Origin of the sequence: Pseudomonas sp. NPDC088322 (assembly GCF_044740745.1) — a bacterium.
Taxonomy (GTDB): Bacteria; Pseudomonadota; Gammaproteobacteria; order Pseudomonadales; family Pseudomonadaceae; genus Aquipseudomonas; species Aquipseudomonas shirazensis.
Map to the genome: position 1 here is coordinate 16,857 of NZ_JBIURK010000001.1, position 17,052 is coordinate 33,908.

The 17,052-nt window shown below is 62.7% G+C and carries 16 protein-coding genes; 15 read left to right on the plus strand and 1 reads right to left on the minus strand.

All coding sequences use genetic code 11. The annotated features are described in order from the left end of the window. Nucleotides 1-8: 8 nt before the first annotated feature. The 15 genes from hscB to ACIOAU_RS00165 all read left to right on the plus strand — a co-directional run bounded on the left by hscB (nt 9) and on the right by ACIOAU_RS00165 (nt 14,369). Complete coding sequence (hscB, locus tag ACIOAU_RS00095) at nt 9-521, plus strand: co-chaperone HscB (protein ID WP_401179223.1); 513 nt, start codon at nt 9-11, stop codon at nt 519-521. A gap of 41 nt (nt 522-562) precedes the next feature. Beyond that, nucleotides 563-2,425, plus strand: a complete 1,863-nt coding sequence (gene hscA, locus ACIOAU_RS00100; protein WP_150570784.1) for a Fe-S protein assembly chaperone HscA — start codon at nt 563-565, stop codon at nt 2,423-2,425. 3 nt (nt 2,426-2,428) lie between these two features. Beyond that, nucleotides 2,429-2,770 carry an ISC system 2Fe-2S type ferredoxin gene (fdx, locus tag ACIOAU_RS00105; protein WP_101316692.1) on the plus strand — a complete coding sequence of 114 codons (342 nt, stop codon included), beginning with the start codon at nt 2,429-2,431 and terminating at the stop codon, nt 2,768-2,770. 15 nt (nt 2,771-2,785) lie between these two features. Then, on the plus strand, nt 2,786-2,986 hold the full coding sequence (iscX, locus tag ACIOAU_RS00110; protein WP_101316694.1) for a Fe-S cluster assembly protein IscX: 201 nt from the start codon (nt 2,786-2,788) through the stop codon (nt 2,984-2,986). 88 nt (nt 2,987-3,074) lie between these two features. After that, a complete protein-coding gene (gene ndk / locus ACIOAU_RS00115; protein ID WP_101316696.1) occupies nt 3,075-3,500 on the plus strand; it encodes a nucleoside-diphosphate kinase in 426 nt (141 codons plus the stop codon). A 28-nt stretch (nt 3,501-3,528) separates the two neighbouring features. Further along, entirely contained in the window at nt 3,529-4,674 is a 1,146-nt protein-coding gene (rlmN, locus tag ACIOAU_RS00120; protein WP_101316699.1) for a 23S rRNA (adenine(2503)-C(2))-methyltransferase RlmN, read from the plus strand. Nucleotides 4,675-4,688: 14 nt separating this feature from the next. After that, nucleotides 4,689-5,447, plus strand: coding sequence for a type IV pilus biogenesis/stability protein PilW (gene pilW / locus ACIOAU_RS00125; protein ID WP_401179230.1), 759 nt, complete (start codon nt 4,689-4,691; stop codon nt 5,445-5,447). Beyond that, the gene (locus tag ACIOAU_RS00130) at nt 5,447-6,472 is read left to right on the plus strand and encodes a RodZ domain-containing protein (protein WP_181108505.1); all 1,026 of its coding nucleotides are present in this window, start codon (nt 5,447-5,449) and stop codon (nt 6,470-6,472) included. The genes pilW and ACIOAU_RS00130 overlap by 1 nt, the downstream gene beginning before the upstream one ends. 3 nt (nt 6,473-6,475) lie before the next feature. Next, the gene (gene ispG / locus ACIOAU_RS00135; protein ID WP_101316705.1) at nt 6,476-7,585 is read left to right on the plus strand and encodes a flavodoxin-dependent (E)-4-hydroxy-3-methylbut-2-enyl-diphosphate synthase; all 1,110 of its coding nucleotides are present in this window, start codon (nt 6,476-6,478) and stop codon (nt 7,583-7,585) included. Nucleotides 7,586-7,609: 24 nt separating this feature from the next. Continuing rightward, the gene (gene hisS / locus ACIOAU_RS00140) at nt 7,610-8,899 is read left to right on the plus strand and encodes a histidine--tRNA ligase (protein ID WP_150570787.1); all 1,290 of its coding nucleotides are present in this window, start codon (nt 7,610-7,612) and stop codon (nt 8,897-8,899) included. Nucleotides 8,900-8,939: 40 nt separating this feature from the next. Beyond that, nucleotides 8,940-9,581, plus strand: coding sequence for a tetratricopeptide repeat protein (locus ACIOAU_RS00145; protein ID WP_101316709.1), 642 nt, complete (start codon nt 8,940-8,942; stop codon nt 9,579-9,581). Nucleotide 9,582: 1 nt separating this feature from the next. After that, nucleotides 9,583-10,725 carry an outer membrane protein assembly factor BamB gene (bamB, locus tag ACIOAU_RS00150; protein ID WP_207072425.1) on the plus strand — a complete coding sequence of 381 codons (1,143 nt, stop codon included), beginning with the start codon at nt 9,583-9,585 and terminating at the stop codon, nt 10,723-10,725. Between the two features lie 115 nt (nt 10,726-10,840). Next, the gene (gene der, locus ACIOAU_RS00155) at nt 10,841-12,304 is read left to right on the plus strand and encodes a ribosome biogenesis GTPase Der (RefSeq protein ID WP_103436120.1); all 1,464 of its coding nucleotides are present in this window, start codon (nt 10,841-10,843) and stop codon (nt 12,302-12,304) included. A 137-nt stretch (nt 12,305-12,441) separates the two neighbouring features. Then, a complete protein-coding gene (locus ACIOAU_RS00160; protein WP_101316715.1) occupies nt 12,442-13,590 on the plus strand; it encodes a pyridoxal phosphate-dependent aminotransferase in 1,149 nt (382 codons plus the stop codon). After that, on the plus strand, nt 13,578-14,369 hold the full coding sequence (locus ACIOAU_RS00165; protein WP_188035435.1) for an amidohydrolase: 792 nt from the start codon (nt 13,578-13,580) through the stop codon (nt 14,367-14,369). Before ACIOAU_RS00160 ends, ACIOAU_RS00165 begins: the two co-directional genes overlap by 13 nt. A 42-nt stretch (nt 14,370-14,411) precedes the next feature. Here ACIOAU_RS00165 and ACIOAU_RS00170 read toward each other — a convergent pair whose 3' ends face one another. After that, nucleotides 14,412-16,967, minus strand: a complete 2,556-nt coding sequence (locus tag ACIOAU_RS00170; protein WP_401179238.1) for a PepSY domain-containing protein — start codon at nt 16,965-16,967, stop codon at nt 14,412-14,414. Between the last annotated feature and the right edge of the window lie 85 nt (nt 16,968-17,052).

Here is a 17,052-nt window from a genome sequence, read left to right on the forward strand (position 1 = left end):
GGCTTGATGTGGGTACTCCTTGTCATTTTGCCCTGTTCAATCTGCAGCCGGGCTTTCGCCTGGACCTCGATCAACTGGCCGTTCGTTACCGCGAACTCGCCCGTGAGGTCCATCCGGACCGCTTCGCCGATGCTTCCGAGCGCGAGCAGCGTGTCGCCCTGGAAAACTCGGCAGCGTTGAACGACGCCTATCAGACCTTGCGCAGCGCCCCCCGTCGGGCGCGCTATCTGCTGGCCATCAGTGGTCACGAAGTGCCGCAGGAAGTCACCGTACATGATCCGGCCTTCCTGTTGCAGCAGATGGAGCTGCGTGAAGAACTTGAAGAGCTTACCGACCTCGACGGTGTCGCGGTATTCAAGAAGCGCCTCAAGCTCGCGCAAGATACGCTGTTCGAGGAATTCGCCGCCTGCTGGGATGATCCTGCGCAGCGTCAACAGGCCGAGCGCCTGATGCGCCGCATGCAGTTTCTTGACAAGCTCGCCCAGGAAGTGCGCCAGCTCGAAGAGCGCCTCGACGATTAACCCGGTGTTGCCGTGACAACGCCTAAGGTAGCTAGATAAGCATGGCCCTACTGCAGATCGCCGAACCCGGTCAAAGCCCCCAGCCGCACCAGCGCCGCCTGGCGGTAGGGATTGACCTGGGTACTACCAATTCTCTGGTTGCTGCCGTGCGCAGCGGCCGCAGCGAACCGCTGCCCGATGCCGAGGGGCAGGTCATCCTGCCATCGGCTGTGCGCTACCTGGAGGCGGCTGTCGAAGTCGGCCAGGCCGCGCGCGAAGCAGCCCCAAGCGACCCGTTCAACAGCATCCTTTCGGTCAAGCGTCTGATGGGGCGCGGCCTGGCCGACGTCAAGCAGCTCGGCGAGCAACTGCCGTACCGCTTTGTCGGTGGCGAGTCGCACATGCCGTTCATCGAGACCATTCAAGGGCCGAAAAGCCCGGTCGAAGTGTCTGCCGACATCCTCAAGGTGCTGCGTCAGCGCGCCGAGGAAACCCTCGGCGGCGATCTGGTAGGTGCCGTCATCACGGTCCCGGCCTACTTCGACGATGCTCAGCGCCAGGCGACCAAAGACGCCGCCAAGCTTGCCGGGCTGAACGTGTTGCGCCTGCTCAACGAGCCGACTGCTGCGGCCGTGGCCTATGGCCTGGACCAGAACGCTGAAGGCCTGGTGGCGATCTTCGACCTGGGCGGCGGTACCTTCGATATCTCCATCCTGCGCCTGACTGCCGGCGTCTTCGAAGTGCTGGCCACCGGTGGCGATACCGCCCTGGGTGGTGACGACTTCGATCACGCGATTGCAAGCTGGATCATTGAGCAGGCTGGTTTGTCGGCTGATCTGGATCCAGCGACTCAGCGTCAATTGCTGCAGACCGCTTGCGCGGCCAAGGAAGCCCTGACCGATGCCGCCAGCGTGCGCGTTGTTCACGGTGACTGGCAGGGCGAACTGAGTCGGGCAGACTTCGAAGCGATGATCGAGCCGATGATCGCCCGTAGCCTCAAGGCCTGCCGCCGCGCCGTGCGTGACAGTGGGGTCGAGCTCGAAGAAGTGGTTGCGGTGGTCATGGTCGGTGGTTCGACTCGCGTACCGCGTGTGCGTGAAGCCGTCGGTGGACTCTTCGGCCGTGCTCCGCTGACCTCGATCGACCCTGATCAGGTAGTCGCCATTGGCGCCGCGATCCAGGCCGATACCCTCGCCGGCAACCGCCGCGAAGGTGGCGAGTTGCTGTTGCTCGACGTGATCCCGCTGTCGCTCGGTCTGGAGACCATGGGCGGCCTGATGGAAAAGGTGATCCCGCGCAACACCACGATCCCGGTGGCCCGCGCTCAGGAATTCACCACCTACAAAGATGGCCAGACGGCCATGATGATCCACGTCCTGCAGGGCGAGCGCGAACTGATCAGCGACTGCCGCTCGCTGGCGCGCTTCGAACTGCGTGGGATTCCGCCGATGGTCGCCGGCTCGGCGAAGATCCGCGTGACCTTCCAGGTCGACGCCGATGGCCTGCTCAGCGTCGCTGCACGCGAACTGGGCTCGGGCGTGGAAGCAAGCATTCAGGTCAAGCCGTCGTACGGCCTGACCGACGGTGAAATCGCCCGCATGCTGAAGGATTCGTTCGAGCACGCCGGCACCGACAAGCAGGCCCGCCAGTTGCGCGAGCACCAGGTCGACGGCGAACGCCTGCTCGAAGCGGTGCAGGGTGCGCTGGATGCCGACGGCGAGCGCCTGCTGAGCGCCGAAGAGCGCGAAGCCATTGGCTTCCAGATGCAACAACTACGTGATTTGCTGGCCGGCACCGATGGCCCTGCCATCGAGCAACAGACCAAGCGTCTGTCGCAGGTGACCGATGCATTTGCCGCCCGTCGCCTTGATTCGACGGTCAAAGCCGCACTGGCCGGGCGCAACCTGAATGAGATCGAGGAGTAATCGATGCCGCTGGTGACATTCCTGCCGCATGAGAAGTTTTGCCCCGAAGGGCTGACCGTGGAAGTCGCAACCGGGACCAACATCCTGGAGCTGGCCCACGACCATCACATCGAGATGGAAAGCGCCTGCGGCGGGGTCAAGGCCTGCACCACCTGCCACTGCATCGTGCGCAAGGGCTTTGACTCGCTCGACGAAGCCGACGAGCTCGAAGAAGACATGCTGGACAAGGCCTGGGGCCTGGAAGCGCAGTCCCGGCTGGGTTGCCAGGTGGTCGTCGGTGATACCGACCTGACCATCGAAATCCCCAAGTATTCGCTCAACCACGCCGCCGAAGCGCCGCACTGAAGCCTGGAGGCTGGCATGAGTCTGAAATGGGTTGATGTACTTGAGATCGCTATCCAGCTTGCAGAAAGCAAGCCGGAGGTTGATCCTCGTTATGTGAATTTCCTCGATCTGCACCGCTGGGTAGTGGCTCTGCCAGAGTTCAGCGACGATCCGACACGCGGCGGAGAGAAGGTGCTTGAGGCGATCCAGGGGGCCTGGATCGAAGAAGCCGACTGAGCGTCACCTGCAGGTTAGGCATTCCCCTGGAACCCGCGTATAATTCGCGGGTTTAATTTTTCGTAATACTCAATTTTCTGGAGTTACCATGGCTGTTCAACGTACTTTCTCGATCATCAAGCCTGACGCAGTTGCCAAAAACGTCATCGGCAAGATCACTTCGCGCTTCGAAGAAGCTGGCCTGAAAATCGTCGCTTCGAAACTCAAGCAACTGTCCAAAGCCGAAGCCGAAGGCTTCTACGCTGAGCACAGCGAGCGCGGTTTCTTCGGTGATCTGGTTGCCTTCATGATCTCCGGCCCAGTTGTTGTTCAGGTTCTGGAAGGCGAAAACGCCATCGCTCTGAACCGTGAGCTGATGGGCGCTACCAACCCTAAAGAAGCTGCTGCCGGCACCATCCGTGCTGACTTCGCTGAATCGATCGACGCCAACGCCGTTCACGGTTCGGACTCCGAAGCTGCTGCCGCTCGCGAAATCGCTTACTTCTTCGCAGCTACCGAGGTAACCGCTCGCTAAGCGAAAGCTTACGGGTGAGGGTGAATCCATGACGACATCTACTGGCAAAATCAACCTGTTGGGTCTGACCCAGCCGGAAATGGAACAATTCTTCGACTCCATTGGCGAGAAGCGCTTCCGTGCCGGTCAAGTAATGAAATGGATTCACCATTTTGGCGTCGATGATTTCGCCGCCATGACCAATGTCGGCAAGGTCTTGCGCGAAAAGCTCGAGGCTGTTGCCGAGATTCGGCCACCGGAAGTGGTCAGTGAAGACATTTCCGCCGACGGCACCCGCAAATGGGTGATCCGCGTTGCCTCCGGCAGCTGCGTCGAAACCGTCTACATCCCGACCGACGACCGTGGCACCTTGTGTGTATCGTCGCAGGCGGGCTGCGCCCTGGACTGCAGTTTCTGCTCCACCGGCAAGCAAGGCTTCAACAGCAACCTCACCGCCGCCGAAGTCATCGGTCAGGTGTGGCTTGCGAACAAATCCTTCGGCACTATCCCGGCCAAAGTCGACCGCGCGATTACCAACGTGGTGATGATGGGCATGGGCGAGCCGTTGCTCAATTTCGACAATGTCATTGCCGCCATGAAGATCATGATGGACGATCTTGGCTATGGCATTTCCAAGCGTCGCGTCACCTTGTCGACCTCAGGCGTAGTGCCGATGATCGACGAGCTGGCCAAGCACATCGACGTTTCCCTGGCACTGTCGCTGCACGCGCCGAACGACGAGCTGCGGAACAAGCTGGTGCCAATCAACAAGAAGTACCCGCTCAAGGTCCTGCTCGAGTCGTGCATGGGCTACATGGCCACCCTTGGTGGCAAGCGTGTACTGACCGTCGAATACACCCTGCTCAAGGACGTCAACGATCAGCCCGAGCATGCCACGCAGATGATCGAGCTGCTGCGCGATATCCCGTGCAAGATCAACCTGATCCCGTTCAATCCGTTCCCGCACTCCGGTTACGAGCGGCCGAGCAACAATGCAATCCGCCGCTTCCAGGACCTGCTCCACCACGGTGGTTACAATGTCACCACCCGTACCACCCGTGGTGAGGATATCGACGCCGCTTGTGGGCAGCTGGTTGGTCAGGTCATGGACCGTACCCGCCGCAGCGAGCGTTACATCGCTGTGCGTCAGCTCAATGACGACGTGCAGATCGCCGACAACGCTGCGCGTCACTGAGCGGGCCGGCAGCGATGATCCTGCGCGCAGCGCTGTCGCTGCTGACCCTGTTGCTGCTGGCCGGCTGCGTGTCGGGCGGCAGCAATGACCCGCTGGCCACCCAGCAGGGTCGGGCCGAGGCGGGCAGGGCGTATGTGCAGTTGGGGCTGAGCTATTTGCAACAAGGTCTGACCGAGCAGGCCAAGGCGCCGCTGGTCAAGGCACTTGCCCTGAACAGCCGTGATGCCGATGCGCATGCCGCGCTGGCGCTGGTGTTTCAGGCCGAGGGCGAGCCGACGCTGGCAGCCGAGCATTTCCACAAGGCGCTGGCGCGTAATCCGGATGACACCCGGATTCGCAACAACTACGGCAGTTTCCTATATGCTCAGGAGCGTTTTGCCGAAGCCGAGTCAGTGTTTCGCCTGGCCGCTGCCGATACCCTGTATCCTGAGCGCTCGCGCGTCTTCGAAAACCTTGGCCTGACGGTTCTCAGGCAAGGTCGCCGCGACGATGCCCAGGCGCATCTGCACAAGGCTTTGCAGCTCAACCCGCGACAACCGCGAGCGTTGTTCGAAATGGCTGAGTTGTCCTACGAAAACAGGCATTATGTGCCAGCCCGGGATTACTACGATCGTTTCAGCCAACTGAGCGCCCCGGATGCTCGCAGCCTGCTGATGGGCAGCCGCCTGGCGCGGGTGTTCGAGCAACCGGCAACGGTGGCCGAGCTGGGCCAGCAACTACAACGACTTTATCCCGGTACGCCGGAATATCAGCAATACCTGTCGGAGCAATGATGAAAGCCGCGCATCCCGAAGTAGCAGCAGCGACTCACCAGCACCCTGGTGAGACCTTGCGCCAGGCCCGCGAAAACCGCGACTGGACGCAGGCCGAGGTAGCCCGCAAGCTCAACCTGACCCTGAGCTCGCTGAACAATCTCGAATCCGGCGCCTTCGACAAGCTGCCAGGGCACACCTTTGCCCGTGGTTACATCCGTGCCTATGCCAAGCTGATGGACATGGACCAGGCGCCTCTGGTCGCCGCCTTTGACCAGGTCACCGGCACCCACGCGCAAGGCAGCCAGGTGCACTCGCTGGGACGAATCGAAGAACCGGTGCGCCTGTCGCACAACGTCATGCGCGTTGTCAGCCTGGTGCTGCTGGTGGCAGTAGTAGGTGGCGGCTTCTTCCTCTGGAAGGACCAAAGCAGCCTGCGCAACAGCGACCTTGGCAAAATCGCCCTGGAGCACGTCGAAGTCGAGAGCGCCGACGGCACCACCCAGATTCACCCGCTGGATGAGCCGGAAGACCAGGCTGTCAGCGAAGCCCAGCAAGGCCAGAGTGCGCCGCTGCCATTGGAGCAGGCTGCCACTGGCGAGAGCAGTGGCTCGGCCAACGAAGAAGCCATTCCGGCAAGCCCGGCGGTCGCCGAGAGCACTGCCGCCGCCCCGGTGACCCCGGCCGCGACCAATAATGCCGCCACCGCACCGACTGCACCTGCGCCAGCTGCGCCGGTCAGCGCACCAGCCGTTGCCGCCACAGCCCCCAGCGCACCTGTCGCAGCAGCGCCAGTCCCCGCCGGCAGTGGCCGTGTCGCGATCCAGTTCTCGGCGGATTGCTGGACCCAGGTCACTGATGCCAACGGCAAGCTGCTGGTCAACGCCACCAAGCGTAAGGGCGACAGCCTGGAAGTCACCGGCACACCACCGTTCGCGGTACGCCTGGGCTTCGCCCGCGGCGCCCAGATCAGCTACAACGGCCAGGCCGTTGATGTTGCACCGTTCACCAGTGGCGAAACCGCTCGCCTGAAGTTGGGGCAGTAACTCATGCACGGCGAATCTCCAATCAAGCGTCGCGAAACCCGCAAGATCTGGGTGGGCAATGTGCCGGTGGGCGGTGATGCGCCTATCGCGGTGCAGAGCATGACCAACACCGACACCAATGATGTCGCCGCTACGGTCGGGCAGATCCAGCGCCTGGTCGATGCCGGTGTCGACATCGTCCGCGTCTCGGTGCCAGACATGGACGCCGCCGAAGCCTTCGGCCGCATCAAGCAGCAAGTCAGCGTGCCGTTGGTGGCCGACATCCATTTCGACTACAAGATCGCCCTGCGCGTGGCTGAGCTGGGTGTTGATTGCCTGCGCATCAACCCAGGCAACATCGGCCGTGAAGACCGCGTGCGCGCGGTGGTCGATGCTGCGCGCGATCGTGGTATTCCGATCCGCATCGGGGTCAATGCCGGCTCGCTGGAAAAAGACCTGCAGAAGAAGTACGGCGAACCGACCCCAGCAGCCCTGGTCGAGTCGGCCCTGCGCCATGTCGAGCACCTCGATCGCCTGGATTTCCAGGACTTCAAGGTCAGCGTCAAAGCCTCCGACGTGTTCATGGCCGTTGAAGCCTACCGTCTGCTTTCCAAGCAGATCATCCAGCCGCTGCACCTGGGCATCACCGAAGCCGGTGGTTTGCGTTCGGGGACGGTGAAATCTGCGGTCGGCCTCGGTATGCTGCTGGCCGAAGGCATCGGCGACACGATCCGGATCTCTCTCGCCGCCGATCCGGTCGAAGAAGTCAAAGTCGGCTACGACATCCTCAAGTCGCTGCGCCTGCGCTCGCGTGGGATCAACTTCATCGCCTGCCCGAGCTGTTCGCGCCAAAACTTCGATGTGGTCAAGACCATGAACGAACTCGAAGGGCGCCTCGAAGACCTGCTGGTCCCGCTGGACGTCGCCGTGATCGGTTGTGTGGTCAACGGCCCGGGTGAAGCCAAGGAAGCCCATGTTGGCTTGACGGGCGGCACGCCGAACCTGATCTACATCGACGGCAAGCCTGCGCAGAAACTGAACAACGACAACCTGGTCGAGGAGCTGGAAAAGCTCATTCGCCAGAAAGCGGCCGAAAAGGTCGAAGCCGACGCGGCGCTGATCGCCCGCGGCTGATACACAGATTCGAAAGGACTTTTCGTGAGCAAATCGCTGCAAGCCATTCGTGGCATGAACGACATCCTGCCTGACCAGTCGCCACTGTGGCGTTACTTCGAAGGCACGGTCGCCAGTTTGCTGGACGGCTACGGTTACAGCCAGATCCGCACGCCGATCGTCGAATTCACCGAGCTGTTCAAACGCTCGATCGGTGAAGTCACCGACATCGTCGAAAAAGAGATGTACACCTTCGAGGACCGCAACGGCGATTCGCTGACGCTGCGTCCTGAGGGTACCGCTGCCTGCGTGCGCGCCGTGCTCGAGCATGGCATCACCGGCAACGGCCAAGTGCAGAAGCTCTGGTACACCGGGCAGATGTTCCGCCACGAGCGCCCACAAAAAGGCCGCTATCGCCAGTTCCACCAGATCGGCGTCGAGGTGTTCAACCTGGATGGCCCGGACATCGATGCCGAGCTGATCATGCTGACCTGGCGCCTGTGGGGCCAGTTGGGCATTCAGGACGCGGTCAAGCTCGAGCTGAACAGCCTGGGCACCAGCGAAGCCCGTGCACGCTATCGCGACGCGCTGGTCGAGTTTCTCTCGGCGCGCCTCGAGCAGCTTGACGAAGACAGCCAGCGTCGGCTCAAGAGCAACCCGCTGCGCATTCTCGACAGCAAGGATCAGGGCACCCAGGCCGTGCTGGTCGGCGCGCCGAAGCTGGAAGATTATCTGGACGAAGAATCCCGTTTGCACTTCGAGGGCCTCAAGGCTCGCCTGAACGCTGCCGGCATTCCCTTCGTGATCAACACCAAGCTGGTGCGTGGCCTCGACTACTACAGCAAGACCGTGTTCGAGTGGGTCACCGACAAGCTCGGCGCCCAAGGCACCGTGTGTGCCGGTGGTCGTTACGACGGCCTGGTCGAGCAGATGGGCGGCAAGCCGACTACTGGTGTTGGCTTTGCCATGGGCATCGAGCGGTTGATTTTGCTGCTGGAAACCCTGGGCAAGGTCCCGGAGTCGATCAGTCGCCAGATCGACGTTTACCTGTGCGCCTTTGGCGAGCAGGCCGAGTTGGCCGGTCTGGGCCTGTCCGAGCGGTTGCGTGACCAGGTACCGGGCCTGCGCCTGGCGGTCAACGCCGGTGCCGGCAGTTTCAAGAGCCAGTTCAAGAAGGCCGACAAGAGCGGGGCGTTGTTTGCCCTGATCATGGGGGACGACGAACTGGCGCAACAAGTGGTAGGTTTCAAACCCCTGCGTGGCCAGGGCGAACAACAGAACATAGCCTGGGATGCTCTGGCCGAGCACCTGCAAGCTGCCCTCGCGAACGCGTGAAGCAGTCAAACAGCCGAATTTGCTGAATAGGAGTATTGGGGTGTCGAGTACCGATGATGATGGCCTGAGCGCGGCCAAGGACTGGTGGGATCGCAACGGCAAGCCGCTGCTGACCGGCGCCCTGTTGGCTGCTGCTTTGGTAGCTGGCTGGCAGACCTGGCACAAGTACCAGAGCAATCAGTCACAAGGCGCTTCGGTGCTGTACCAGAACCTGCTGGAAACGGCCCTGACGCCTACCGGCGAGCCTGATGCAAGCAAGGTTGCCGAGTTGGCTGGCAAGCTCAAGAGCGAGTTTGGCGGCACCGCCTATGCCCAGTACGGCAGCCTGTTCGTGGCCAAGGTCGCGGTCGACAGCGGCAAGCTGGACGACGCAGCCAGCGAACTCAACAGCGTGCTGGCAAAACCTGCCGATGCCACCCTGGGCGAGATCGCACGCCAGCGTCTGGCCCGTGTGCTGGCTGCTCAGGATAAGGCTGACGAAGCACTGAAGCTGCTCGATGGCGACGCTGACAAGGCGTTTCAGGCCAGCCGCGAAGAGCTCAAGGGCGATCTGCTGGTACAGTTGGGCCGCGCTGGCGATGCCCATAGCGCATACGAAAAAGCCAAGGCCGCGTTGTCTGATGAAGCAGCGGTCGGTGGCCTGCAACTGAAGCTGGATGACCTGGCCAAAGGGGACGCTTGACGTGATCGGTTGGAAACAAGCAGCAGTGCTGAGCCTGGCCGTACTGGTCGTGGGTTGCAGCAGCAACAGCAAGAAGGAACTGCCTCCGGCCGAGCTGACCAAGTTCACCGAAGAAGTCGTGCTGAAAAAGCAGTGGAGCCGTTCGATCGGTGACGGTCAGGGTGAGACCTACAATACCCTGGTGCCGGCCATCGAAAACGACCGCATCTACGCTTCCGACGTCAACGGCGAAGTCTTCGCGCTCGATCGCAACACCGGCGACATCGTCTGGAAACAGGACCTCGACCTGCCGGTCTCCGGCGCAGTCGGCGTCGGCTATGGCCTGGTCATGCTCGGCACCCTCAAAGGTGAAGTGATCGCCCTGGACAGCAGCACCGGTGAGGAGCGCTGGCGCTCCCGCGTGACCAGTGAAGTGCTGGCGCCGCCGGCCAACAACGGTGACGTGGTGGTGGTGCAGACTCAGGACGATCGTCTGATTGGCCTGGACGCCGCGACCGGCGACCGTCGCTGGATCTACGAAAGCACTCCAGCGGTACTGACTCTGCGTGGCACTGGCGCACCGATCGTGACCAATCGCATGGCCGTTGCCGGCCTGTCGACCGGCAAGGTTGTTGCTGTCGACATCCAGAACGGCGTGCCGGTCTGGGAAAGCCGCGTCGCGATCCCGCAAGGTCGCTCCGAACTCGAACGCGTCGTCGATATCGACGGCGGTTTGCTGCTGTCTGGTGGTACCCTGTACGTCGGTACCTATCAGGGCCGGGTTGCCGGTCTGGACCTGGAAAGCGGCCGCGTGCTGTGGCAGCGTGATGCGTCCAGCTACGTCGGTGTCGCCCAGGGCTTTGGCAACGTCTACGTCAGCGAAGCTTCCGGCACCGTTGAAGGCGTCGATGAGCGTTCGTCGAGCGCACTGTGGAGCAACGATTCCATGGCGCGCCGTCAGCTGAGCGCCCCTGAAGTGTTCTCCAGCTACGTCGCAGTCGGTGACTTCGAAGGCTACCTGCACCTGCTGAGCCAGGTCGATGGTCGCTTCGTTGGCCGTGAGCGTATTGACAGTGATGGCCTGCGCGCCCGCCCCTTGGTGGTCGGCGACACCATTTATGTCTTCGGCAACAGCGGCAAGCTCGAGGCATTGACCATCCGCTGAGGCTAAGCTTGAAGCCGTGAGGCTTCGAGCAGTGGCGCATGATGCGCCGCGCGAACTCCGGCCGCTGCTCTGCAGCGGCCTTTGCATTTTCAAGAATTCAAGAGTGGAGAGCCGTATGGTTCCCGTAATCGCCCTGGTGGGGCGGCCGAACGTCGGCAAGTCCACCATGTTCAACCGCTTGACCAAAACCCGCGACGCCATTGTCGGCGACCTCTCGGGCCTGACCCGTGACCGCCAGTACGGCGATGCCATGTGGCAGGGCCGTTCGTACATCCTGATCGACACCGGCGGTATCACCGGTGACGAAGTGGGCATGGACGAGAAGATGGCCGAGCAGTCGCTGATGGCCATCGAAGAGGCCGACTACGTGCTGTTCCTGGTGGATGCCCGCGCCGGCATGACCGCTGCCGACCAGATGATCGCTGACCACCTGCGCAAGCGGAACAAGTCTGCGGTGCTGGTCGCCAACAAGATCGACCACATCGATCCTGACCTGGCACGTGCCGAGTTCTCGCCGCTGGGCATGGGCAACGCGATTCCGGTCGCCGGATCTCAGGGCCGCGGTATCAACGCCCTGATGGAAGAGCTGCTCGGGCACATCCCGCGCGATCAGGAAGAAGACGCGCTCGACCAGGAAGTTGCCGAAGGCGAAGAGGCGGTTCGGATTCCAGGCCCGAGCGAAAAAGACGGCATCAAGATCGCCATCATCGGCCGTCCCAACGTGGGCAAGTCGACCCTGGTCAACCGCATGCTCGGTGAAGAGCGCGTGGTGGTCTATGACGAGCCAGGCACCACTCGCGACAGTATCTACATCCCGTTTGAGCGTGATGGTGACAAGTACACCTTCATCGACACCGCCGGGGTGCGCAAGCGCGGCAAGATCCACGAGGAAGTCGAAAAGTTCTCGGTGGTGAAAACCCTGCAGGCGATCAAAGACGCCAACGTGGTGATCTTTGTCATGGACGCCCGCGAAGGTGTGGTCGACCACGACCTCAACCTGCTCGGCTTTGCCCTTGAGGCCGGCCGCGCCATCGTCATTGCCCTGAACAAGTGGGATGGCATGCAGCCGGGCGAGCGCGACTACGTCAAGACCGAGCTTGAGCGCCGGTTGTTCTTCGTCGACTTCGCCGACATCCACTTCATCTCGGCGCTGCACGGCACCGGCGTGGGCAACCTGTACAAGTCGGTGCAGGCCGCGTTCAAGTCGGCGGTCACCCGCTGGCCGACCAGCCGCCTGACGCAGATTCTGGAAGACGCTATCGGCGACCACCAGCCGCCGCTGGTCAATGGCCGCCGGATCAAGCTGCGTTACGCTCACCTGGGTGGCGCCAACCCGCCGATCATCGTGATCCACGGGAACCAGACCGAGAAGATTCCACGCTCGTACTCGCGCTACCTGGAGAACACTTACCGTCGCGTGCTCAAGCTGGTCGGTACGCCGATCCGCATCGAGTACAAAGGCGGCGAGAACCCGTACGAGGGTAACAAGAACACCCTCACCGACCGCCAGGTCAACAAGAAGCGCCGCTTGATGTCGCACCACAAGAAGGCCGAGAAGAAGCGCAAAGACAAGCGCTGATTCTGGCCTGACCCTGCACCGGGGCTGCTGCGCGGCCCCTGTTGCATCAGTGTATTGTTTCAACCTTTTTCCTGATTGCTCGATCCGCTATGCTCGGACTCCAGTCCGTGCCGGATACCCCCAGGAAAGAGGGCTTCATGATCCGCAGCAAACTGCCGAACGTCGGCACGACCATCTTTACCACCATGTCGCAGCTGGCCGTGCAAACCGGCGCGCTCAACCTGTCCCAAGGCTTCCCCGACTTCAACGGCCCGCAGGCGCTATTGGATGCCGTAGGCCGGCACGTGGCCGCCGGGCACAATCAATACGCGCCCATGACCGGCCTGCCGGCCCTGCGCCAGCAAGTGGCTGCGAAGGTGGCTCGGCTGTATGGGGTTAGCGTGGATGTCGAGCAGGAAATCACCATCACGCCAGGCGCCACCGAGGCGATCTTCTGCGCGATCCAGGCAGTGATCAATCCGGGCGACGAGGTAATCGTTTTCGACCCGTGCTACGACAGCTACGAGCCTTCGGTAGAGTTGGCCGGCGGGCGCTGCGTGCATGTGCCGCTGAGCAACGACGATTTTGCCATCGACTGGCAACGCTTCAGCGATGCCCTCACGCCGCGCACGCGCATGGTCGTGCTCAATTCGCCGCACAACCCCAGCGGAGCTTTGATCAGCCGTGCCGATCTCGACCAGCTGGCGGGATTGATTGCCGACCGCGATATCTACCTGGTCAGCGATGAAGTGTACGAGCACCTGATCTACGACGGCGTGGCGCATGCCAGCGTGCTGGCTCATGAACAGCTCTATCAGCGCGCCTTCGTCATCAGCTCGTTCGGCAAGACCTACCATGTCACTGGTTGGAAGACCGGCTACGTGATCGCGCCCCCGCAATTGAGCGCCGAGCTGCGCAAGGTACACCAGTACGTCAACTTCTGCGCAGTGACGCCGCTGCAGTGCGCGCTGGCAGACTTCATGGCCGAACACCCTGAGCACATCGAGCAGTTGCCGGGCTTCTATCAGGCCAAGCGCGATCTGTTCTGCGATCTGTTGCAAGGCTCACGCTTCAGCTTCGAGCGTACCTCAGGCACCTACTTCCAGTTGGTCGACTACAGCGCCATCCGCCCTGATCTGAACGATGTCGACATGGCCCTGTGGCTGACCCGCGAGCATGGCGTGGCGAGTATTCCGGTGTCGGTGTTCTACCAGACGCCAGTCCCGCAACAACGCTTGATCCGCCTGTGCTTTGCCAAACGAGAGGAGACGCTGCAGCAGGCAGCGGAGAAACTATGCGCGATCTGACCGCACTGCCCAACCTGAAAATTGCCATGGTGCAGACCACGCTGGCCTGGCATGACCGCGAGGCCAACTACGCCCATTTCGAAGAGTTGCTCAAGCAAGTCGGCAGCCCTGACCTGGTGATTTTGCCAGAGATGTTCACCACCGGCTTTTCGATGGAGTCCGAGCGCCTCGCCGAGCCCGAGAACGGCCCGACCGCCAAGTGGCTCAAGGCCCAGGCGAAGAAGCTCAACGCAGTAATCACCGGCAGCGTGATCGTCCAGGCCGCTGACGGCAGCCACCGTAACCGGCTGCTGTGGGCGCGCCCGGACGGTGAAATCCTGCACTACGACAAGCGCCACCTGTTCCGTATGGCCGGCGAGCACAAGCACTACACCCCGGGCGAGCGCCAGGTGCAGTTCGAGCTGAAGGGTTGGCGGGTCCGCCCATTGATCTGCTACGACCTGCGCTTCCCGGTATGGAGCCGCGATGCCCATGACACTGACCTGCTGCTGTACACCGCCAACTGGCCGGCAGCGCGGCGGCTGCACTGGAACCGGCTGTTGCCGGCGCGGGCGATCGAGAACCTGTGCTTCGTGGCGGCGGTCAACCGGGTCGGCACCGACGGCAAAGGCTTTGCCTACTCAGGCGACAGCCAGGTGCTGGATTTCCAGGGCGAGAGCCTGCTCAGTGCCGGCGAAGCGGACGGCGTATTCACCGTCGAGCTGCGCGCGGCGGAACTGGCGGCGTACCGCAGCCGTTTCCCGGCCAACCTGGATGCCGATACCTTCGACCTGCATTGAGCGTTGCCGGCCGGGACATGGCGTCCCGGCCGTTCGACCGACTCAGTACACGTCGCGTCGGTAGCGACCGTCTTCTACCAGCTGTTGCAGCATGGCCTCGCCGAGGATGCCCCTGAGCGCCGCGTCGACTGCCGCGGCCATGCCCTGCAGGCTGCCGCACACATAGATGCAGGCGCCGTCGGCGACCCAGCGGCGTACCTCGTCGGCCTGCGCCAGCAGCAAGTCCTGGACATAGACCTTTTCAGCCTGATCACGCGAGAACGCCAGGTCCAGCTTGCGCAGCTCACCGCGCGCCAGCCAGCCTTGCAGTTCATCGGCGCAGAGCAGATCGCTGGCGCGATTGCGCTCACCGAACAGCAGCCAGTTGCGCGGTTCACCTTCACTGATACGTGCCTTGAGCAAGCTGCGCAGTCCGGCCAGCCCGGTGCCGTTGCCGATCAGCAGCATCGGTGCTGGGGCCACTGGCAGGTGGAAGCTGCTGTTGCGGCGCAGGCGCAGGCTCAGCGAGCCTTGCAGGGGCAGCACCTCAGTCAGCCAGCCTGAGCCCAGGCCAAGGCTGCCGTCAGTGTGCCGATGCTGGCGCACAATCAGTTGCAGCACACCATCGCTGGCAATCGATGCGATCGAGTATTCACGCGTGCCGAGCGGCACCAGCGCATCGATAACCGCCTGCGCGTGCAGGCCGACCAGATGCTCGCGGCTGACCGGCAATTGCCGACTGCCCAGTGCCTGACCCAGAGTTTCGCGCGAACCTTCAAGTTGCACTGGGGTATCCAGATTCAGGCCCAGGCCTTGGATAAACGCTTGAACCTGGGCGGGGGCATTGCGCGGCAATACCTCCACCAGATCGCCTGCATCCCAGCGCACCGCCTGCTCGGATTGCAGGTCGAGCAGGTACACCGGCTGGCCCTGGCTACCAGGATTGAGCAGCCTGCGCGCGGTCAGGGTCCAGCTGTTGAAGGCGGGCGCTTGCCAGGCGCTGACGGCGCTGGCGCCGGTCAACTGTGCCAGTTGCTGCTGCCAGTGCTGGAGCGCGGCCGGGTCGGCGTTGTCGACTTCGACCGGGCTGAATGCGCTGCTGGCGCCGCGCTCGGCAAGCCATGCCTGCAAGCGCCGGGCAAAGCCACAGAAGTGTTGATACTGACGGTCGCCCAAGGCGAGCAGGGCATAGTCCAGATGCTCCAGCGGCCACGCCTGGCCGAGTATCTTGCACTCGAAACCACGGGCGCTGTCGGGTGCCTCGCCATCGCCAAAGGTGCTGACTACAAACAGCGCCCGGCGTGCCTGGCGCAGGTCATCCTCACCCAGCTCGGCCAAGGCGCGTACTTGCACCGACAGGCCTGCCGCCTGGAGCTGGCCGGCGCTCTGCCAGGCCAATTGCTCGGCGAGGCCGCTCTGGCTGGCAAAACCAATCAACCAGCTGTCACCTGCCGACGTGGTGCTGTCGACACTGCCACGGGCCACGCGGATCTGGCGTTGCTTGCGCCGGCGGTCGAGGTACAGCAGCCAGCCGGTGATGAAGAACAGCGGCATGCACAGGCTGGCGATGGTAAAGATGATCCGCCCGGGCAAGCCGAAATAGCTACCCACGTGCAGGGCATAGATGCTTTGCAGCAGTTGAGCACTGAGCGACTTGTCGGCATAACGCTCGATGCGCGTGAACGTGCCGGTAGCCGGGTCGAGGGTGACGGTGTCAAAGGCGCGTTCGTGATCGGCATCGTCCAGCAGATAGAACAGCGTCGCCGGCTGCCCGCCAACCGGCGGCAGGCGCAGGTTGTAGCCAGTCAGGCCGGGCCCGGCCGCAGCCTGCAGGTTGCTCCAGATGGCGTCGTAGTCGACCCGCAGCGGCGGGGCCTTTTGGTTGACCGACTGCGGGCCACGGCGGCCACCGCCTTCGCCACGCTTGTGCTGCTGGCCCGCAGCCGGGGCGTCGCCGAGCAGCTTGTTCAGCCCGCGGCTGTACCATTCGTACGACCATGACAGACCGGTCAACGCAAACAGCAGATAGAACAGCAGGCACCAGGTGCCGAACACGGCGTGCAGGTCCCAATTGAACGCACGGCCCTTCTTCGCCCAGTCCAGGGTCAGCCAGGTGCGCCAGTTCAGCGCTTTGCGGGGCCAGCGTAGATACAGGCCTGACAGGCAGAAGAAGATCAGCATCAGGGTGCAGGCACCGGTGATCTGCCGGCCGCTTTCGCCCATGGCGAGAAACCGGTGCAGGCTGAGCATCAGGTCGAAGAAGCCTTGGCCGGAGACCTCGCCTTTGATCTCGCCGGTGTAGGGGTCGGCATAGCGCATCTCACCGCGGCGCTGGCCGGGTGGCGCGGTGAAGAAGATTCGTGCGGCATTGCCCTCGCGGGTGTCGACCCGCAGCATCGCGACCTTGTCGCCGTGCGCCGCCTCGACCCGCCGCACCAGCTCTGCCGGTGGCAGCACGCCTTCGGCGCGCACCTGCACCTTGAGCACATCGGCATCGAACAGGCGCAGCAGTTCTTCCTGAAACGACCAGATCGCCCCGGTGGTACCCATCAATGCCAAGACCAGCCCGGCCGTGATGCCAAACAACCAGTGCAATTGAAACAGCGACTTCTTCAGCACGTCGATCACCTTGTCTTGCCGCGCAAACTCAACCGGCGGACATTATGCCTTGCTACGCGAAAGCCCCGCTCACTGGCGTGAGCGG